The sequence below is a fragment of the Ponticoccus litoralis genome, assembly GCF_039769985.1.
GTDB classification, from domain to species: Bacteria; Pseudomonadota; Alphaproteobacteria; order Rhodobacterales; family Rhodobacteraceae; genus Ponticoccus; species Ponticoccus litoralis.
In genome coordinates this window covers 3,245,822-3,264,939 of the sequence record NZ_JBDNCH010000002.1, presented here as the reverse complement: position 1 = coordinate 3,264,939, position 19,118 = coordinate 3,245,822, and the positions used below count along the sequence as shown (strand labels likewise).

At 69.2% G+C, this 19,118-nt stretch carries 19 protein-coding genes and 2 pseudogenes; 5 read left to right on the top strand and 16 right to left on the bottom strand.

The features are described from left to right. Positions 1 to 106: 106 nt before the first annotated feature. From ABFB10_RS17220 to ABFB10_RS17210, 3 genes are read right to left on the bottom strand one after another with little or no spacing between them, the layout of a single operon-like run. The gene (locus ABFB10_RS17220; RefSeq protein WP_206564859.1) at positions 107 to 715 is read right to left on the bottom strand and encodes an NADH-quinone oxidoreductase subunit C; all 609 of its coding nucleotides are present in this window, start codon (positions 713 to 715) and stop codon (positions 107 to 109) included. A gap of 21 nt (positions 716 to 736) precedes the next feature. Further along, entirely contained in the window at positions 737 to 1,354 is a 618-nt protein-coding gene (locus tag ABFB10_RS17215) for a NuoB/complex I 20 kDa subunit family protein (protein WP_347167437.1), read from the bottom strand. Then, entirely contained in the window at positions 1,345 to 1,710 is a 366-nt protein-coding gene (locus tag ABFB10_RS17210) for an NADH-quinone oxidoreductase subunit A (protein ID WP_206564858.1), read from the bottom strand. The genes ABFB10_RS17215 and ABFB10_RS17210 overlap by 10 nt, the downstream gene beginning before the upstream one ends. A gap of 183 nt (positions 1,711 to 1,893) precedes the next feature. Between ABFB10_RS17210 and ABFB10_RS17205 the strand changes: the two genes are divergently transcribed. After that, the gene (locus ABFB10_RS17205) at positions 1,894 to 2,673 is read left to right on the top strand and encodes a MauE/DoxX family redox-associated membrane protein (protein WP_347167436.1); all 780 of its coding nucleotides are present in this window, start codon (positions 1,894 to 1,896) and stop codon (positions 2,671 to 2,673) included. Positions 2,674 to 2,678: 5 nt separating this feature from the next. On the opposite strand, the gene ABFB10_RS17200 is transcribed toward ABFB10_RS17205, so the two are convergent. The 13 genes and pseudogenes from ABFB10_RS17200 to ABFB10_RS17140 form a co-directional block, all read right to left on the bottom strand. Then, positions 2,679 to 3,464 (bottom strand): crotonase/enoyl-CoA hydratase family protein, encoded by a 786-nt coding sequence (locus ABFB10_RS17200; protein ID WP_347167435.1) that lies wholly within the window; start codon positions 3,462 to 3,464, stop codon positions 2,679 to 2,681. 1 nt (position 3,465) lies between these two features. Then, positions 3,466 to 3,981, bottom strand: a complete 516-nt coding sequence (locus tag ABFB10_RS17195) for a P-loop nucleotide/nucleoside kinase family protein (RefSeq protein ID WP_347167434.1) — start codon at positions 3,979 to 3,981, stop codon at positions 3,466 to 3,468. Continuing rightward, on the bottom strand, positions 3,978 to 4,439 hold the full coding sequence (locus ABFB10_RS17190; protein WP_347167433.1) for a DUF6653 family protein: 462 nt from the start codon (positions 4,437 to 4,439) through the stop codon (positions 3,978 to 3,980). Before ABFB10_RS17190 ends, ABFB10_RS17195 begins: the two co-directional genes overlap by 4 nt. 292 nt (positions 4,440 to 4,731) lie before the next feature. Then, a complete protein-coding gene (locus tag ABFB10_RS17185) occupies positions 4,732 to 5,586 on the bottom strand; it encodes a hydroxymethylglutaryl-CoA lyase (protein WP_347167432.1) in 855 nt (284 codons plus the stop codon). Positions 5,587 to 5,728: 142 nt separating this feature from the next. After that, positions 5,729 to 6,436, bottom strand: a complete 708-nt coding sequence (locus tag ABFB10_RS17180) for a glutathione S-transferase family protein (protein WP_347167431.1) — start codon at positions 6,434 to 6,436, stop codon at positions 5,729 to 5,731. A 25-nt stretch (positions 6,437 to 6,461) separates the two neighbouring features. Further along, positions 6,462 to 8,412 (bottom strand): annotated as a pseudogene (locus ABFB10_RS17175) (acetyl/propionyl/methylcrotonyl-CoA carboxylase subunit alpha). Between the two features lie 174 nt (positions 8,413 to 8,586). After that, positions 8,587 to 10,212, bottom strand: a complete 1,626-nt coding sequence (locus ABFB10_RS17170; RefSeq protein WP_347167430.1) for a carboxyl transferase domain-containing protein — start codon at positions 10,210 to 10,212, stop codon at positions 8,587 to 8,589. Then, the gene (locus ABFB10_RS17165) at positions 10,209 to 10,700 is read right to left on the bottom strand and encodes a hypothetical protein (RefSeq protein WP_347167429.1); all 492 of its coding nucleotides are present in this window, start codon (positions 10,698 to 10,700) and stop codon (positions 10,209 to 10,211) included. The genes ABFB10_RS17170 and ABFB10_RS17165 overlap by 4 nt, the downstream gene beginning before the upstream one ends. 178 nt (positions 10,701 to 10,878) lie before the next feature. Next, positions 10,879 to 11,478, bottom strand: a complete 600-nt coding sequence (locus tag ABFB10_RS17160; RefSeq protein WP_347167428.1) for a hypothetical protein — start codon at positions 11,476 to 11,478, stop codon at positions 10,879 to 10,881. Beyond that, entirely contained in the window at positions 11,475 to 13,025 is a 1,551-nt protein-coding gene (locus tag ABFB10_RS17155; RefSeq protein ID WP_347167427.1) for an AMP-binding protein, read from the bottom strand. The genes ABFB10_RS17160 and ABFB10_RS17155 overlap by 4 nt, the downstream gene beginning before the upstream one ends. Beyond that, positions 13,025 to 13,501 carry a lysozyme inhibitor LprI family protein gene (locus tag ABFB10_RS17150; RefSeq protein ID WP_347167426.1) on the bottom strand — a complete coding sequence of 159 codons (477 nt, stop codon included), beginning with the start codon at positions 13,499 to 13,501 and terminating at the stop codon, positions 13,025 to 13,027. Before ABFB10_RS17150 ends, ABFB10_RS17155 begins: the two co-directional genes overlap by 1 nt. Continuing rightward, on the bottom strand, positions 13,498 to 13,812 hold the full coding sequence (locus tag ABFB10_RS17145) for a hypothetical protein (protein ID WP_347167425.1): 315 nt from the start codon (positions 13,810 to 13,812) through the stop codon (positions 13,498 to 13,500). Before ABFB10_RS17145 ends, ABFB10_RS17150 begins: the two co-directional genes overlap by 4 nt. 138 nt (positions 13,813 to 13,950) lie before the next feature. Continuing rightward, complete coding sequence (locus ABFB10_RS17140) at positions 13,951 to 15,114, bottom strand: isovaleryl-CoA dehydrogenase (protein ID WP_347167424.1); 1,164 nt, start codon at positions 15,112 to 15,114, stop codon at positions 13,951 to 13,953. A 245-nt stretch (positions 15,115 to 15,359) separates the two neighbouring features. On the opposite strand from ABFB10_RS17140, the gene ABFB10_RS17135 reads away from it, so the two are divergent. From ABFB10_RS17135 to gloA2, 4 genes and pseudogenes are all read left to right on the top strand, one after another. Further along, the gene (locus ABFB10_RS17135) at positions 15,360 to 17,405 is read left to right on the top strand and encodes a TonB-dependent hemoglobin/transferrin/lactoferrin family receptor (protein WP_347167423.1); all 2,046 of its coding nucleotides are present in this window, start codon (positions 15,360 to 15,362) and stop codon (positions 17,403 to 17,405) included. Between the two features lie 130 nt (positions 17,406 to 17,535). Further along, positions 17,536 to 17,784, top strand: a pseudogene (locus ABFB10_RS17130) (pyridoxamine 5'-phosphate oxidase family protein); the annotation flags it as partial. A gap of 79 nt (positions 17,785 to 17,863) precedes the next feature. Continuing rightward, positions 17,864 to 18,016, top strand: coding sequence for a pyridoxamine 5'-phosphate oxidase family protein (locus ABFB10_RS17125; protein ID WP_347167422.1), 153 nt, complete (start codon positions 17,864 to 17,866; stop codon positions 18,014 to 18,016). A 595-nt stretch (positions 18,017 to 18,611) separates the two neighbouring features. Then, positions 18,612 to 18,998 carry an SMU1112c/YaeR family gloxylase I-like metalloprotein gene (gloA2, locus tag ABFB10_RS17120; RefSeq protein ID WP_206564841.1) on the top strand — a complete coding sequence of 129 codons (387 nt, stop codon included), beginning with the start codon at positions 18,612 to 18,614 and terminating at the stop codon, positions 18,996 to 18,998. Positions 18,999 to 19,118 lie beyond the last annotated feature (120 nt).

Genomic DNA, 19,118 nt, shown 5'->3' with positions numbered 1-19,118 from the left:
TCGCTGTCTGAACCGCGCCGTTCACGCGCAACTGCAGGATCTTCGACCGAAGATCCTGCCCCCGGAAGATCTCTCGGACGAGAGATCTTCGCTTCCCTACCGCCGATCATTTTTGCACCTCCCCCTTCTCGTCGCCGGGCAGCACGTATTGCGCGCCTTCCCAGGGGGACATGAAATCGAACTGCCGGTATTCCTGCACCAGCGACACCGGCTCGTAGACCACGCGCTTCTGCTCTTCGTCGTAGCGCACCTCGGTGTAGCCCGTGGTCGGGAAGTCCTTGCGCAGCGGGTGGCCGCGGAACCCGTAGTCGGTCAGGATGCGGCGCAGGTCCGGGTGCCCCGAGAACAGGATGCCGAACATGTCGTAGACCTCGCGCTCGAACCAGTTGGCCGAGGGATGGACCGAGACGATGGAGGGCACCATTTCCTCTTCGCGCACCGAGACGCGCAGGCGGATGCGGTGGTTCTGGTACATCGACAGGAAGTGATACACCACGTCGAAGCGCTTGGGCCGCGCCGGGTAGTCGACGGCGGTGATATCCACCAGCGTCGAGAAGCGGCAGGTCGGGTCGTTGCGCAGGAATTCCACCAGCCCGCGGATATTCGCGGGCGCCACGTCGACGTTCAGCTCGCCATGGGTCACGTCGTGGCCGATCACGCAGTCCGGGCGCTTGACCTCGATATGGCCACCGAGTTCCAAAAGGGCTTGGGTCATGTCACGTCCTTCCGGCGCCCTTCAGCGCACGATTGTCCCGGTGCGGCGGATCTTCTTCTGCAGCGCCATGATGCCATAGACCAGCGCCTCTGCCGTCGGGGGGCAGCCGGGCACGTAGATGTCCACCGGCACGATGCGGTCGCAGCCGCGCACCACGCTGTAGCTGTAATGATAGTAGCCCCCGCCATTCGCGCAGGAGCCCATGGAGATCACGTAGCGCGGTTCCGGCATCTGGTCGTAGACCTTGCGCAGGGCCGGGGCCATCTTGTTGGTCAGCGTGCCGGCCACGATCATCAGGTCCGACTGGCGCGGAGAGGCGCGCGGTGCCACGCCGAAGCGTTCCAGATCGTAGCGCGGCATGGACGAATGCATCATCTCCACCGCGCAGCAGGCCAGACCGAAGGTCATCCAGTGCAAAGACCCGGTGCGCGCCCAGTTGATGATGTCCTCGGTCGAGGTCACAAGGAAACCCTTGTCCTGCAACTCGCGGTTCAGGGTCTGGGTCGCCACCTCGCGGTCGGGGCCCGCCGTATTGGTGCCGTAAGGCGCCAGCGCCGAGGGGCCGGCCTTCACACGGTCGGTCTGCGGGCCCGTGCCCTGCACCTGCGTGACCATCGGCCCGTTATCCGTCACTCCCATTCCAGCGCCCCCTTCTTCCATTCGTAGGCAAAGCCCGCCGTCAGCACGCCCAGGAAGATCATCATCGACCAGAAGGCCGCCATCGAGATCTCGCCGAAGGCCACCGCCCAGGGGAAGAGGAAGGCGATTTCCAGATCGAAGATGATGAAGAGGATCGCCACGAGGTAGAAGCGCACGTCGAATTTCATCCGGGCGTCGTCGAAGGCGTTGAAGCCGCATTCGTAGGCCGACACCTTCTCGGGGTCGGGGCGGCGCACCGCCAGGACCACGGCGGCGAGGATCAGGACGACCCCAAGGCCCACGGCCACGGCAAGGAACACGAGGATGGGAAGATATTCCCGAAGCATCTCTTCCAAGAGGTGGCTCCCATTCATCATCCGGGGGCCATGGAGTCACGCGCCCGGACTGGTTGCATCGGTGGCTCGTCTTGCGGTGTAAACCCGTGTCCCGGTGCGGTCAATATTCGCCCCTGCGAAACATCGCCCCACGTGGTCTTGCCGCCCGCGATGGAACCCTGTTTTCCACCAAGACGTTAACGCATGGCAACCGACACCCCGAAAGGGAGTTTACCATGCCCCGCGACGGCCCCGCCGGGACTCGCCCGCCTGTACCGGATGGTCATGCCCGACCACCTCTGCCCCTTCGGCCTGAAATCGAAATGGCTGCTGGAGCGCAATGGCTACGACGTCGAAGACCATCGCCTGACCACCCGGGCAGAGACGGACCGCTTCATGGCGCAACACGGGGTGGAAACCACGCCCCAGACCTTCATCGGCGACAAGCGGGTCGGCGGCTATGAAGACCTCCGCCGCTTCTTCGGGCAGACACCGCAGTCGGACAAGGACACCAGCTACACCCCCGTGATCGCCCTCTTCGCCATGGCGGCGCTGATGGGCCTTGCGGCGGGTTGGGCCGGGGCCTTGGGCTGGGCGGGCACGCTGCGCGCCGTGCTTGCGATGGCCATGGCGCTGCTGGCGGTGCAGAAACTGCGCGACGTCGAAAGCTTTTCGACCATGTTCCTGAACTACGACCTGCTGGCGCGGCGCTGGGTGCCCTATGGCTACCTCTACCCCTTCGCCGAGGGTGGCGCGGCGATCCTGATGCTGGCGGGCGTGCTGCCCTGGCTGTCGGGGCCTGTGGCCCTGTTCATCGGCACAGTGGGCGCGGTCAGCGTCTTCAAGGCGGTCTACATCGACAGGCGCGCACTGAAATGCGCCTGCATGGGCGGCAACTCCAACGTGCCGCTGGGCTTTGTCTCGCTGACCGAAAACCTGGTGATGGTGGCGATGGGCCTGTGGATTCTGGCGACGCTGGCCTGAGCCGGTCAGTCCCCGCCAGCCCAGGGCGCGGTCCGCTTGTCGAAGAAGGCCGCGATGCCCGCGCGCGCCTCGTCGGTCTCCCAGCGGTCGGCAAGCGCGTCGGTGGCCGCATCCACGGCGTCCGCATCGACCCCGCCCGACAGCCGCCGCAACAAGGCCTTGCCGTCGCGCACCGCCCCCGGCGCGCAGCTCAGGTAGGGCGTGACCTCGTCCTCGACCGCCGCGTCCAGCGCATCCGCCGCCACCACCCGGTTCAGCAACCCCAGCCGCCGCGCATCCCCTGCCCCGAACAGGCGGGCGTTCATGAAGACCTCTGCGGCGTTGACCGCGCCCATGCGGGCCACCACGTAGGGCCCGATATTGGCGGGGATCAGGCCCAGCTTCACCTCGGTCAGCCCCATCTTCAGGCTGTCGGCGCCCACCGCCACGTCACAGACCGAGACCAGCCCGACCCCGCCGCCGAAGGCATTGCCCTGCACCCGCGCGATCAGCGGCTGCGGCAGCGCGTAAAGCGCCCCCAGCGCATGGGCGATGCGCGCCGATTCCGCCCGCCGCGTGGCGCGGTCCATGGCGAATTGCGCCTGCATCCAGCCAAGGTCGCCCCCGGCACAGAAGCTGCGCCCCTCCGCCGCAAGGACCACCACGCGGACGCTGTCGTCGCGGGCCAGCGCCTGGGCCGCATCCTGCAGTTCGGTCATCATCTGCGCCGACAGCGCATTGTGCTTCTCGGCCCGTGCCAGCCAGAGCGTCGCCACCCCGCGCCCGTCGCGATCCACCCGGATCAGATCCATGTCAGTTCTCCCTCATCCTCTCGGCAATCCGCGCGACGGCATCTTCCAGTGCCACCGCACCCGTATCGATATGCAGATCGGCCCCGTCGAAGGGGCTCCAGTCGCGGGCCATGACCGCCGCCCAGTCCGGCAGCCCCAGCCCCGGCACCTCGGGCGCCCGCCCCTCGACCCGCGCCCTGTGCTTGTCCCGGTCGGCACAGGTCAGGGCCACGTCCAGATGCCGCGCCCCGGTCCGGGCCGAGACCGCCTGCCAGCCCACCCGGGTTTCGGCGACGGGGTTCACGCAGTCGGCCACCACGTCGAAGCCCTGCTCCAGCGCCGCAGCGGCCACCGCCTGCAGGGCCGCATAGCCCCCGTCGGCCAGGTCGCCCACGACGGTCATGTGGCTGTCGCGCATCGCCTGTTCGACCGCGTCGACCCGCAGCCATAGCGCCCCGACCCGCGCCGCCAGATGCCGCGCAATGGTGCTCTTTCCCGTGCCCGGCAGACCCGAGAGACAGACCAGCGTCACGGTCATGGCGCCTCCCACTCGGACCGGCCCGCCGCGCGCCAGTCCGCCAGCAGCCAGCCCATGCGGTCGATGAACCAGAACTTGGGAAGCGCCGCCAGCGCGCCGCCCAGCACCACCCAATCCAGCCGCAGGGTCCAAAGTCCGGCTGCAAAGACAAGCGCCCCCGGCAGGCCGGCCAGTGCCAGAAGCCGGGCCATCCGGCGATGGGCCACGGGGATGGCATCGGGGAAACTGACAAGGATGCGCTCGCCCAGAACGCCGCGCGCCATCCAGCCGTCGAAACGGCGCGGCGCGGGGAACAGGCGCGGGTTCAGCCAGAGCCAGAGCGCCACCAGAACGCAGGGGATCAGCGCCGCCCAGCCCAGCCAGACCCGGCTCCAGACCGCCAGCGCGATCAGCGGCAGCCCGGTCGCCGCGCGGCTCCAGCCCGACCGAGGGGTTGGCGTGGCGGCGCCAGGTGGCATCGTCCATCGCGAAGGCCTGCGCCACGACCCGTAGTATCATGCTCTCCTCCCGTCCCCCGCCCGATCCACCGGCATCCCGATGCGAACCGAAGCCGCTTCCAATCGCCGGGACGACCGGCCCGACACACAGACCCCGCGCCCCGTCACCCGGCCCCACCTCAGCCCCCGGTGTCCACCCCGCCCGGCCAAACGCGTGGCCCGACCATGCAGCGCTTTGCCCTGCGCCGCCTCGCCATGGCATGCCCGCACCCGGCCCATGCCTCTCAGCCGCCAGCCGCCCCGCAAGGCGAGGTCAGCCGGTCCGCATCCGCACCGCCATGCGCGCCGCCTCGGCCAGCACCGCGCCATCCAGCCCGGTTTCGTAGCCGAGCGCCGCCGGGCGCTCGGCCACCGCCTCGGTCGCCACATTACCCGCCGCGCCCGGCGCATAGGGGCAACCGCCCAGCCCGCCCACGGCGGCATCGAAGACCCGCAGCCCCCGGGCAAGCGAAACCTCGACATTGTCCAGCGCCCGCCCGGCGGTATCGTGAAAATGCCCGGCAAGACGATCCGCCCCGATCTCTCCCAGCACCGCCGCCAGCATGGCATCGACGGCCTCGGGCGTGCCGCGACCGATGGTATCGCCCAGCGAAACCTCGTAGCAGCCCAGGTCGCGCAGGGCCGCCACCACCCGGGCCACGGCGCCGGGCGCCACCGCGCCATCGTAGGGGCATTCGACCACGCAGGACACGTAGCCCCGCACCGGCAGCCCGGTCGCGCGCGCCGCCTCGACCACCGGCCCGAAGCGCTCCAGCGACTCGGCCACAGAGGCGTTGATATTGGCGCGGCTGAACCCCTCCGAGGCGGAGCCGAAAATCGCCACCTCGTCCGCCTGCGCCGCGATTGCCCGCTCCAGCCCCTTCAGGTTCGGCGTCAGGGCCGCGTAGGACACGCCCGGCGCGCGGGCGATTGCCGCCAGAACCGCGTCGGAATCGGCCATCTGCGGCACCCATTTCGGGCTGACGAAGGACGCGCATTCGATCCGCCGGAACCCCGCCCGCGATAGGCAGTCGACCAGCGCAACCTTTTCCGACGCCGGGATCATCCGCGCCTCGTTCTGCAAACCGTCCCGGGGTCCGACCTCGAAGATCTCGACCGCCCGGCTCATTGCCCTGCCCGCGCCATGCCCATGCCGCCCCCTTTCGTCACCGCGACGCCCGCGCCCTCTCGCAGGGAACGGGCTTCTTCTTGGTCCAAATACCCTCCGCCGGAGGCATCCGACCGCACCCCACGCGACCCGGCCCGCCGCATCACGCCTCGGGCACCGGGTAGAAATCCTGCGTATAGAACCGCTGCGCGCCCTCGCGGGCACAGGCGCGCCGATGCGCCGCGCGCGTCTCCAGCAGCGCCTTGTAGGCCCGCACCTTCGGAAAGGGCGCGAGATCCACGAAGTAGGGGATTGCGAACAGGTTGAAGCCCATCATCACATCCGCCCCCGAGAAGCCCGAGGGCAGAAGGTAGCCCGCGCCCAGCCGGGCCTCCATCCCCGCAACCGTCTGCCTCAGCCGCGCCACGGTCAGCTTGACCACCACCGGCGACGGCTTCGCCGGGGGCGCAGGAAGACCATCTGCAGGTTGAGGTTCTCGACAAGACTGGCCTGCGTCTCGGCGAAATGGATCCACTGCAGGAAGGCGGGCCGCTCCGCATCTCCAACCGGTACGGTCGAGCGCGGGCGCGCAGGTCTCGCAGAGATGCTGCACGATGGCACCGGATTCGGACATCTCCAGCCCGTCCAGCTCGATCGCCGGAATGCGCACCGCGGGCGACAGCCGCGGCAGGTCGCTTTCCCGCATTTCCTTCGAGCCGATCCGGTGCTCGACGATCTCCAGCGGCCCCAGCACCGCCTCGCCGATCTCTTCATAAAGCCAGAGCACGCGGAATGACCGCCCGTATTGCACGTGGTGCAGCCGCATCATCGCCCCGCCCTCCGCGCCGCGCAGGCGCGCGGGCCCAGCCACGCCCGACATCCCGGTCCACAAGCCCTCATGCCTCCACCTCCTCCAGCCTGACCAGCGGCGCCCCGGCCTCGACCTGATCGCCCTCGCGCACCAGCACCTCGGCGATGGTGCCGTCACGGGCGGCGGTCAGCGTGTGTTCCATCTTCATCGCCTCCAGCACCGCCAGCCTGTCACCGGCCTCGACCGCCTGTCCGCCCCGGACATGCACCGACACCACGCGCCCCGGCATCGGCGCCAGGGTGACGTCGGAACCGGCGGCCTCGGCCCCGCCGCGCGACAGCGGATCGACCCGGTCGAAGACCAGCCCCGGCCCGGCAAAGACGGTGATCCTCTGGCCGTCGTCGGCATGATCCGCCGGCAGCGCGCCGTTCAGGCGCCAGCCGCCCGCCCCGCGCCGCGCCTCGACAACCGTGCCGTTGCAGGACACCGTGACCGCATCGGGACCAAGCACCGCCAGCGCGACCTCGACGTCATCACCGTCATGCAGCAGCGGCACCAGCCGGGAAAGCGGCCCCCACAGAGTGAAGCCGGTGAAGGCATCGCTGGCCTCCCACAGCTCCGCCGCCACAAGGGCCGCCTGCGCGGTGGCCCGCGCCCTGCTGTCGTCGGACAGGTCCGGGGCGGTCAGGGCCTCGAGATCCCGCGCGATCAGCCCGGTATCCACATCGCCGCGCGCAAAGCCTGCGTGGTTCGCCAGCGCCCCCAGGAAACCAAGGTTGGTCACGGTGCCCGCCACCTGCGTGCCCGCCAGCCCGCGCGCCAGCTGCCGCAGGGCCACCGCGCGGGTCGGCCCGTGCACCACGATCTTCGCGATCATCGGATCGTAATGCGGGCTGATGACATCGCCGGCACGCACGCCGCTTTCGGCCCGGACACCGGCGGGAAAGGACAGATGCGACAGCCGCCCCGTCGCCGGCAGGAACCCGGCGGGCACGTCCTCGGCATAAAGCCGTGCCTCGAAGGCATGGCCGCGGATCGACAGATCCTCCTGCCGGGCGGGCAAGGGCTCGCCCGAGGCGACGCGGATCTGCCATTCCACCAGGTCGACGCCGGTGATTTCCTCGGTGACGGGATGTTCGACCTGAAGCCGGGTGTTCATCTCCATGAACCAGAACCCGTCCGGGCGCAGCCCCTCCGCCCCGTCAACGATGAACTCCACCGTGCCCGCGCCACTGTAGCCGATCGCCTCGGCAGCACGCACGGCGAGCCGAGCCCATGGCAGCGCGCATCTCTTCGGTCATGCCGGGCGCGGGCGCCTCCTCGATGACCTTCTGATGACGGCGCTGCAGGGAACAATCCCGCTCGAACAGATGCACCGCGCGGGTGCCGTCGCCAAAGACCTGCACCTCGATGTGGCGCGGCTGCTGGATGTATTTCTCGACCAGCACATGGTCGTTGCCGAAGGCGCCCAGGGCCTCGGCCTTGGCCCGTTCCAGCGCGTCGACGAAATCCTCGGCCCGCGAGACCAGCCGCATGCCCTTGCCACCGCCCCCCGCGACGGCCTTGATCAGCACCGGATAGCCGATCTGCGCGGCCTCGACCTCCAGATGGCCGGGATCCTGATCCTCGCCCATGTAGCCGGGCACCACCGGCACCCCGGCCTCGGCCATCAGCCGCTTGGCGGCATCCTTAAGACCCATCTTGCGGATGGCCGCTGCCGATGGCCCGATGAAGGTCAGCCCGGCGGCCTCCACCCGCTCGACGAAATCCGGGTTCTCAGACAGGAACCCATAGCCCGGATGGATTGCCTGCGCGCCGGTGTCCCGCGCCGCCTGGATGATCGCCTCGCCCCGCAGATAGCTCTGCGCCGGTGCGGCCCCGCCGATATCCACCGCCACATCCGCCAGGGCCACATGCAGCGCGCCCGCGTCCACGTCGGAATGCACCGCCACCGTGCGCAGCCCCATGGCGCGCGCGGTGCGGATCACCCGGGCCGCGATCTCGCCCCGGTTGGCGATCAGGATTGTGTCGAACATGGGCTTCTCCTTCCGGGCCGTCCCGCGTTTGTCTTGCGTCGGATGCGAGGGGCCAGCCCCTCGCGCTCCCCGGGATATTTGCGGACAGAAGAAAACCGGACCCTCGTTTCTTCTGTCCCGAAATATCCCGGGGTGAATGCTCCGCAGGAGCAGAGGGGCAGCGCCCCTCCTCCGCTACATCCGGAATACGCCAAAGCGCGTCTCCTCGATGGGCGCGTTCAGGGCGGCCCGCAGCGACAGCGCCAGCACCTCGCGGGTCTTGCGCGGGTCGACGATGCCATCGTCCCAGAGCCGTGCCGAAGCGTAGAGCGGATGCGACTGGCGCTCGAACATCTCGATCGTGGGGCGCTTGAATTCGGCCTCTTCCTCGGCGGACCAGTCCTGCCCCGCGCGCTCCATCGCGTCGCGTTTCACCGTCGCCAGCACCCCCGCCGCCTGGGCGCCGCCCATGACCGAGATGCGGCTGTTGGGCCATGTCCAGAGAAAGCGCGGCTGGTAGGCGCGGCCCGCCATGCCGTAGTTGCCCGCGCCGAAAGAGCCGCCGACCAGCAGCGTCACCTTGGGCACCGAGGTCGTGGCCACCGCCGTCACCATCTTGGCGCCATGGCGGGCGATGCCCTCGTTCTCGTACTTGCGGCCCACCATGAAGCCGGTGATGTTCTGCAGGAAAACCAGCGGGATGCGGCGCTGCGAGCAGAGTTCCACGAAATGCGCGCCCTTGGCGGCGGCCTCGGAGAAGAGCACGCCGTTGTTGGCGACGATGCCGACGTCCATGCCGCAGACGCGGGCGAAGCCGCAGACCAGCGTCTCGCCGAAGCGGGCCTTGAACTCGTCGAAGTAGGAGCCGTCGACCACCCGCGCGATCACCTCGCGGATGTCGTAGGGGGTGCGCAGGTCGGCGGGCACCACGCCCAGCATCTCGGCGGGGTCATAGGCCGGCGCTTCGCCCGTCGGGGCGGCGTTCCCGCCACCGCCCGCAAGCGGCCCTCCCGCGCCGCCCTGCCCCAGCGAGCGCACCGCCCGCCGCGCCAGTTCCAGCGCATGGGCGTCGTCCTCGGCGAGGTAATCCGCCACGCCCGACAGCCGCGTGTGCACGTCGCCGCCGCCGAGATCCTCGGCGCTGACGACCTCGCCTGTCGCGGCCTTCACCAGCGGCGGCCCAGCAAGGAAGATGGTCCCCTGTTCCTTCACGATGATCGAGACGTCGGACATGGCGGGCACATAGGCGCCGCCCGCCGTGCAGGAGCCCATGACCACGGCGATCTGCGCGATGCCCCGGGCCGACATCTGCGCCTGGTTGTAGAAGATTCGGCCAAAGTGGTCGCGGTCGGGAAAGACCTCGTCCTGGTTCGGCAGGTTCGCGCCGCCCAGATCCACCAGGTAGACGCAGGGCAGCCGGCACTCGGCGGCGATCTCCTGCGCGCGCAGGTGCTTCTTCACCGACATCGGGTAGTAGGTGCCGCCCTTCACCGTGGCGTCGTTGCAGACCACCATGACCTGCCGCCCCGCGACAAGGCCCACCCCGGCGATCATCCCCGCCGCGGGCGCCGCGCCCTCGTACATCCCATGCGCCGCCGTGGCGCCGATCTCGAGAAAGGCAGAGCCGGGATCGAGCAGCGCCGCGACGCGCTCTCGCGGCAGCATCTTGCCGCGCGACAGGTGCCGCTCGCGGGCCCGCGCCCCGCCGCCTTCCGCCGCCGCCTCGGCGGCCTCGCGCACCACGCGCAGCGCCTCGAGATGGGCCGCCTCGTTGGCGCGAAACCCCTCGGACCCGGCAATCGCTTGGGATGTCAGTTTCATTCGGCCTCCCTGCCTGTCACCGCGTCGAAGGCGCGGATCAGCTCGCGCGCCTCGACCCATTGTTCCGCGACGTGGCGGTACAGGCATTCCGCCCCCGCGTCGCCCTTGGGGCAGCCCGGCCAGTCCGGTGCCGCCACAAGCGTCCGCCGCATCTGGCGGTATTCGTCCTGGGGCATCCCCAGTTCCGCGGGCACCCGGCGCGGCAGACCGTCCAGCAGTCCCGCCACGTCACGCGCCAGCGCCGCCCGCGTGCCGTCAAGGCACAGCGTCAGCGGCCGTTCCAGCCGCCCGCCGATGGCGCAGGCGACATAGGCTTCCTCGGCGCAGCCATAGTCGGTGGTCACGCGGGCGGCCTTGCCCACCTCTGCGACGCAGGCCTGCACCGCCAGAAGGCCCGGCGTCAGGGCCGGATCGTCCGAGGCGGCCAGCGCCGCCTTTCCCGTCAGGCCCATGGACAGCCCCAGAACACACACAGAGATCGCTTTCATCTTTCCCTCGCACAGGTTGGCAGCAACGCGACCGGCGCCCGGCAAAGGGCACCGTGATCGGCGGCCAAAGCCTGCAACCTGCCGGAAAGCCACGCAATACCGGTGCCCGGTACGGTCCGGCGCCTTTGTGCGGGATTTTCGCGATTTCCAGAGATTTCCTGTGGATAACGGCATGGGGTCAGCTTTCGTCCGCACGCGCGCGGGGCCGGACGGGGGGCGGGCTGTCGGCCCAGCCCGCCTCTGTCGCCGGTTCGGCCAGGCCCATGAAGCGCGCCAATTGCCGGGCCAGAACGGCGGTCGAGAGGCGGTTGTTGGCCTCCCATGCGGTGCACCAGGCCTGAAAGGCGGCTTCGGCCCCATCGCAGTCGGGGCCTGCCGAGATGCCCTCGGCCAGCGCGTAGACCTGCGGATAGAGGGCCTGCTCGAAGGCGCCGCCGGTCTGGACCGCCTCGGGATCGGGCAGCGTGTCGCGGACCTTTGCGGCCAGCGCCAGCTGCTCTGCGGCGAGGGCCAGCTGGCAGTCCTGGACCTGCTCCGGCACCTCCAGCCGGTCGCAGAGGACGATGCCCACCGACCCGCAATAGCCGGTGCCGCGTTCGTCGCCGATCTCGAACTCCGGCGCGTCGGGCATCTCGCGCAGCCGCTTCAGCGCACGCTCGTAGCGCGCCGCCTCCATATCCATGCAGGTGGCGAAATCCGGCAGCGGTTCGCGCGCCTCCTCCTGCGCGTGGCAAGGGCAAATGCCAAGGCTGGCGGTCAGGGCAAGCGCGCGGATCATGCCGAAACCTCCGCCGCGGCGCGGGCCTTCAGGTCCTTGCGGATCAGCTTGCCGGTGACGGTCATGGGCAGCGCCTCGACGAAGGCGATTTCCCTTGGGTAGGAATAGCTTGCAAGGCGCTCCTTCACCCAGTGCATCAACTCTGCCTCACCCGGTGCGGCGCCCGGTTTCAGCACCACATAGGCCTTGACGATCTCGGTGCGCAGGGCGCAGGGCTTGCCGACGACCCCCACGGTGGCGACCGCCGGATGGCTCATCAGGCAATCCTCGATCTCGGCGGGACCGATGCGGTAACCGGCGCTGGTGATCACGTCGTCCTCGCGGCCCGGGAAGCGCAGAAAGCCGCCCTCTGCGACGCCCCGGTCGCCCATCAGCATCCAGTCGCCGCGGAACTTCTCTGCCGTGGCCTCGGGACGGTTCCAGTAGCCGAGGAACATCGAGGCCGCCCCGCGCCGCACGGCGATGTCGCCCTCTGCGGCGGTCGGCTGCCCCTGCGCATCGATCACCGCCACATCAAAGCCCGGCACGGCGCGCCCGATGGCGCCGGGCCGCGAAGGGAACAGCGCCCCGCAGGACGAGGCGACCATATTGCACTCGGTCTGGCCGTAGAATTCGTTGATCCCGACGCCAAAGGCCTGCCGTCCCCAGGCCAGCATCTCGGCCCCCAGCGGCTCGCCGCCCGAGGCGACGGAACGCAGCCCCGGCAGCGTGGCATCCGCCGCCTTCAGCATCCGCAGCGCGGTGGGCGGGAAAAAGACGTTGCGCACCCCCGCCTCTGCCACGATGCGCTGACATTCGGCCACGTCGAAACGCGGCATCCGTGCGGCGACCACGGGCACACCCAGCGCCAGCCCCGGCATCAGCACGTCGAAAAGCCCACCGATCCAGGCCCAGTCGGCGGGCGTCCAGAGGACGTCGCCCGGCTGGCCGAGGAAATCGTGGCTGACCGCGACCCCCGGAAGGTGGCCGGTCAACACCCGGTGGCCGTGCAGCGCGCCCTTGGGTGTGCCCGTGGTGCCGCTGGTGTAGATCAGCACGGCAGGGTCCTCGGGGCCGGTCGGTTCCGGCGCGGCGGGTGCGGCGTCGGTCGACAGCGCCGCGCCGGTCAGCGCCGAGACGCCCAGCCCGTCCAGCATCGCGGCGCCTTCGTCGTCTGTCACCACCACCGCCGCGCCGCTGTCGCCCACCCGGCTGGCCAGCGCGTCCCGGCGGAACAGCTTGAACAGCGGCACCGAAACCGCCCCCATGCGCCAGATCGCCAGATGCGCGGCGGCACAGAACGGCGATTGCGACAGCAGCACACCCACCCGGTCGCCGCGCGACACATCCCGCGCGCACAGCGCTGCCTGTACCCGCCGGGACAGGTCGTGAAGCGCGCCGTAACTCCAGTCGCGGCGCGCGCCCCCGCTGAGGTCGATAAGCGCCAGCCGGTCCGGCGCCCGTGCCACCCAGTCATCGCAGGCCTGCGCGGCAAGGTTCAGCCGGGCGGGGATCTCCCACCGGAAGCCGTCGCGCAGCGCCTGATATGATCCGGGGTTTTGCAGCATCAGTACTCTTGCGTTGCGCTTTCGAGGAACAGCGCCTGCCGCGCGGTCAGGGTCATCAGGCATTCCAGCGAGGCGGGCCCGCCGCCGGTGCCGCCGCCCCACTGGCTGCGGACATAGTCGCACTGCCCGTCGCGGTAGGGAATCCACAGCCGCTGCATCGCCTGAAGGGCCTCGGTCTGCGAGGGGGCAAACTCCATCTTGTCCGCGTCCATGGACTTCGCCTGCGCCATCGCCTCGCCGTAGGCGGCATTCAGGCGGTTGTCCCAATACTGCCATTCCGCATCCAGACAGCCGCCCATCCCGGCGGTCGACTCGCCGCCGAACGTGTCGGTCATGCACTGGTTGGCCGAGAGGCCGATGCAATCCTCGGCATAGCCTTCCTCTGCGAAACAGGCCTCGGTCGCCTGCGGCGAGAACACCATCCCGTCCTGCGCGAAGGCCGCGCCGGGCAGAAGCATCAGAGCCATCCATTTCATGTTTTCGGTCCTTCCAAGATATCGCGCCCCGCGGGGCCTGTGATGCGCTTCAGCCAGCCGAAGCGGCTGACGTGATATTCCATCACCGGCCCACGCCCGCAGCGGATCACCAGCCACGCGGCGCCGCCCGGTTCCGCCGTGCAGTCCGATGGCCGCGCCCCCGGCCCCGCCTGCGCCACGTAGCGCTGCGCATAGGCGGCGATCACGTCACCCTCGGTCATCGTCACGAAAGCGCGCCCCTCGCGCCAGCCCAGCACGGCTGTCAGCCCCAGAAGCCCCCAGACGGGTGACCAGACCAGCCAGCGCGGCATCTCAGGGCCGGGCCCCGCTGCCCTGAGGCAACGCCCGATGCCGCTGCCGGCGCTTCGCCGTCACGGCGCGATCCGGGCAAAGGCACGTGACCCCGGCAGCGGCGGGTCCACCCGCAAGCGCAGGAGGCAGCGGTGGCCTCATCCCATGGCCCCCATCAGCTCGCGGCCCACCAGCATCCGGCGGATTTCCGAGGTTCCGGCGCCGATCTCCATCAGCTTGGCGTCGCGGAAGAGGCGCGCCACCGGCGCGTCGTTCAGGAAGCCCGCGCCGCCCATGGCCTGCACCGCCTGATGCGCCTGTTTCATCGCCTCTTCCGAGGCATACAGACAGCAGGCCGCCGCATCCTGCCGGGTCACGGTGCCCCGGTCGCAGGCGCGCGCCACCTCGTAGACATAGGCGCGGGCCGAGTTCATCGCGGTGTACATGTCGGCGATCTTTCCCTGCATGAGCTGGAAGTTCCCGATGCTCTGACCGAACTGCTTTCTCTCGACCATATAGGGCATGATCTCGTCGAGACAGGCCGCCATGATGCCAAGGCCGATTCCCGCCAGCACCACCCGCTCGTAGTCCAGCCCCGACATCAGGACGCGCACGCCCTTGCCCTCTTCGCCGAGGATGTTCTCGAAGGGCACCTCGACATTCTCGAAGATCAGTTCGGCGGTGTTGGACCCGCGCATCCCCAGCTTGTCGAAGTGCGGCGAGGTCGAGAAACCCGCCATCTCCTTCTCGATCAGGAAGGCGGTGATGCCCTTGGCCCCCGCTTCCGGGTCGGTCTTGGCATAGACCACCAGCGTGTCGGCGTCGGGGCCGTTGGTGATCCAGTACTTGTTGCCGTTCAGCACGTAGCGGTCGTTGCGCTTCTCGGCCCGCAGCTTCATCGAGACGACGTCGGACCCCGCCCCCGGTTCGGACATGGCCAGCGCGCCCACATGCGCGCCCGAGATCAGACGCGGCAGGTATTTCGCGCGCTGTGCGTCGTTGCCGTTCAGACGGATCTGGTTGACGCAGAGGTTGGAATGCGCGCCGTAGGACAGCGAGACAGAGGCCGAGGCCCGCGCCACCTCTTCCACCGCGACTGTATGGGCGAGATAGCCAAGCCCCGCGCCGCCGTATTCCTCGGGGACCGTGACGCCCAGCAGGCCCAGCGCCCCCATCTCCTGCCACAGCTCGGGCGGAAAGACGTTGTCGCGGTCGATGTCGGCGGCCATCGGCTTCACCCGCTCCTGCGCCCATTTGTGGACCATCTCGCGAAGCGCGTTCACGTCTTCGCCAAGGTCGAACTCCATGCTGGCCAGAAACATCGCGCCCTCCCCGCGCTTATTGAACACTTGTTCATTTATGCACGCCGCGCGGCTTTCGTCAATCGCCGCAAGCGTGGGGCGATGGTGCATCCGCGCAACAGGTCGGCGCAAGCCCGCAGTACGCCCGGCGGAAAACCTTACTTTTCCTGTCGGATTTGGCGACACTGCCGCATCCCTCGACGACTGCGCCCCACCCATACGGCAGGCCCCGCAGGCATCCCTCATGCCAGACAGGACCAACCGACATGCGCAAACTCGCCCTTCTGCTGGGCTCGACCATGATCGCCGGAAGCGCCGCCGCACAGGATGGAATGAGCCTCGGCACGCTCTTGCTTGAAACCGTCTTCCGCGATTCCCGCCCGATGACAGAGGCCCCGGTGGCCGCGACCGCGCTGGATGCCGAAGACCTCGCCCGCGTGCAGGCCACCGATTTCGAATCGCTGATCGGCGACATTCCCGGCGTGAACATCTTCGGCGGCCCGCGCGGCATGTCGCAGACGCCCTCGATCCGGGGTTTCGACGACGACCAGATCGTGCTGCGGCTGGACGGCGGGCGGCTGAACTTCGGACAGGCGCACCGCGGGCGCTTCTTCATCGACCCCGAGCTAGTGCAGCGGGTCGAGGTGATCCGCGGCGGCGGCTCTACCCTTTACGGCTCGGGCGCCCTTGGCGGTGTCATCTCGATCGAAACCCGCGACGCGGGCGACCTGCTGAAGGAGGGCCAGACGGTCGGCGGGCGCACCGCGCTCAGCTATTCGTCGAACGGCGAGACCATCGGGCGCAGCCTTGCCGCCTATGGCGACTGGGGCGCCGTCGACGCCATGTTCTTCCTTGCCGACCGCCGGATGGGCGACGACCTGACGGACGGCGGTGGCAATGCCATCGGGCGCTCTGCCGTCGACCTGCAGAACGGGCTGGTGAAGCTGGGCTTCGAGCCGAACGCCGACCAGCGCTTCGAACTGAGCTATTCGAAATACACCGACGACGGCCTTCTGCCGCCCAATGCCTCAAGTGCCTCTGATCCGCTGACGGATGTCAACCGCGCGGTCGACCACGACGCCCTGCGCCTGAGCTGGGACTTCAACCCCGGCAATTCCGAACTGCTGGACCTCTCGGTCCTGCTGTATTCGAACAGGCTGGAGATCACCGAAGAGCAGGTCAGCGGCGGGCGTCTGGACACCACCAAATACACCACCACCGGCGTCGAGGTGGTGAACCGCTCGCAGGTCGAGCTGGGTGTGCCGGTCGAACTGGTCTACGGCTTCGAGGCCTTCCGCGACGAGCAGGAGGGCGACCGCGACGGCGCCCTGCGCTCGACCTACCCCAATGCCAGCGCGGAAACGCTGGGTGTCTTCGCCGAGGCGACGCTGGGGCTGAGCGACCGGATGGACCTGATCCTTGGCCTGCGCCACGACCGCTACCACCGCGACCCGGACGACAGCGCGCTCGACACGGTGGACCGCAGCTTCACCTCGCCGCGCATCGGGTTCAGCTATCGCCCGACCGAGAACTGGCAGGTCTTCGGCAATGTCTCGCGGTCCTTCCGCGCGCCCTCGCTGTCCGAGATCTACAACGACGGCGTGCACTTCGCCTTCACCACGCCCTTCGGGCCGGGCACCACCGGCTCTTTCGTGAACCGCTTCGTGCCGAACCCCGACCTGAAGCCCGAAACCTCGACGCAGGTCGAACTGGGCACGCGCTACGCCGGCACGGATGTCTTCCGCGCGGGCGACCGGCTGGGCTTCAGCGCCAACATCTACAATGCCAGCGTGAAGGATTACGTCGATCAGGTGGTGGGCGATTTCAGCACCGTGTCGCCGGTCTTCGTACCGCCGGGCACGCTGCTGTTCACCGACTACACGACCACGACGAACACCGACGCCCGGCTCTGGGGGCTTGAGGCCGAACTGGACTACGACGCGCAGGACTGGTTCGTGAAGGCCGGGCTGACCGTCAACCGGGGCGAGCGTGACGGCGGCGGCAACCTCGGGTCCATCCCGCAGGACCGGCTGACGGCGACCGTGGGCCTGCGGCCCCGGGCAGACTGGGAGATGGGCGTGAAGGGCACCTTCGCCGCCGAACAGACCCGCCTGCCCGAGGGCGCCACCGGCGGCGACGCCTGGCAGACGGCGGATCTGTTCGCCACTTGGCAGCCTGGCCGGGGCGCGCTGGAGGGGGCGACCGTGCGTCTGAGCGTCGATAACCTCTTCGACACGGAATACACGATCTACCCCAACGCCCTGCCCCAGCCGGGCCGGACCTTCAAGATCAGCACCAGCTTCACCTTCTGAGGCCCCGCGCCGGGCCGGTTCCCTCCGGCCCGGTCCTTTGCCCGCGTTTGCGCGCAGCCAAAGGCGCGCCGGAACCCGGTCCGGCCCCCGCGTGTTTCTCCTGCAACGACACAGCTTGCAGGAGATCACCATGACAGCCCTCATCGACACCTTCTGGGACCGCATCGACGACGTCCGCGCCGGGCTGCTTGCCCCCGAGGGTGAGCGCCCCGTGCCGATGGCACCGCAGCCCGACCGCAAGGCCAACGCGCTGTGGTTCATCACCGCCGAAGGCACCGCCGCGCACGACGGCGCCGAGGGCGGCGGCAAGGCCAGCTTCGAGGTGGCCGACCCCAAGGCCAACCTCTACGCCACGATCGAAGGCACGCTGACCGAGGTCCACGACGACCGGAAGCTGGACGAGATGTGGAACGTCTTCGCCGCGGCATGGTTCGAGAACGAGCCGCGAGGACAGCAAGGTGCGCCTCGTCAAGTTCACCCCGCTTCACGCCGAGGTCTGGGCGACGGAGAAGACCGTCGGCTACCTCTACGAGATCGCCAAGGCGAACCTGACCGACGACACGCCCGATGGCGGCGAACACGGCCACGTCACCTTTGCCGCAGCCGCCTGACCTGCGGCGACAGTCCGGCGATGAAAGCCCCCCGGCCCCTGCGCCGCGGGGGCTTTTTCATGGCGCGGCCCCGGGGGCGGGACAGCAACGCCCGGCCACCCGGCACCGCCACGGCAGAAAGCGGCCCGGGCAAGACCGCTCCGCCCGGCAGTTGGTCCCCCGGTTCAATGTGCGTTGACCCTCTCGGCCAGATTGATCCGGGTACGCCGCCCCTTGCGCCGCTCGCTTTCAGAGTCCCACCGGCACGGCGCGCTCCCGGTCCACCCTCCCGGTCTTCGGCAGATGGGCCGCCGCTCCCTGTCCCGGGACAGGTCCTGTTGGGCCATGACAACGCGACCGGGCCACCGGAAGATCACCCAGCACCGCTTCCCCTCAAACCCCAGCGGCGCGGCGCCATCCCGGCTCCCGGCACAGGCACCACCCCGACCGGCCCCCTCTCTGAAGGCTTTGGCGACGAAGGGGACCGGACCACTGGCACGGGCGATCCGCAGGCCTCCAGCCTCCGCCCCCACCCAGCGCCACCAGTCAGAGGGGATCTCTTGACCACCTGCCCCGACCGGTACGACAAACGGTCTGACGCGAAACGGAGGATGTCATGCTGTCGGGACTGCATCATGCCGCGATCATCTGTTCGGACTACGCCCGCGCGCGCGCCTTCTACGTCGATATTCTTGGCCTGACCGTCGTGGCAGAGAACCACCGCGCGGAGCGGGACTCTTGGAAGCTGGACCTCGCCTTGCCGGACGGCACGCAGGTGGAGCTCTTTTCCTTTCCCGCGCCACCGCCCCGCCCCTCGCATCCCGAAGCGCAGGGCCTGCGGCACCTGGCCTTCACCGTTCAGGACGTGGCCGCCGTGAAGGCAAGGCTGGAATCCGCGGGCGTTGCGGTGGAACCGATCCGAACCGATCCCTATACCGGACGCGCCTTCACCTTCTTCAAGGACCCCGACGACCTGCCGCTGGAACTCTACGAGGCCGGATAAGCGGCCCGCGCGGGCAGACGGCTCAGTGCCGCAACCGCCTTCCCGGATGTCCGCAGACAGGCGCGCGACCAAGCCCGGCATGAAAAAGGCCCCCGCCGCGAGGCAGGGGCCGGTAACTTC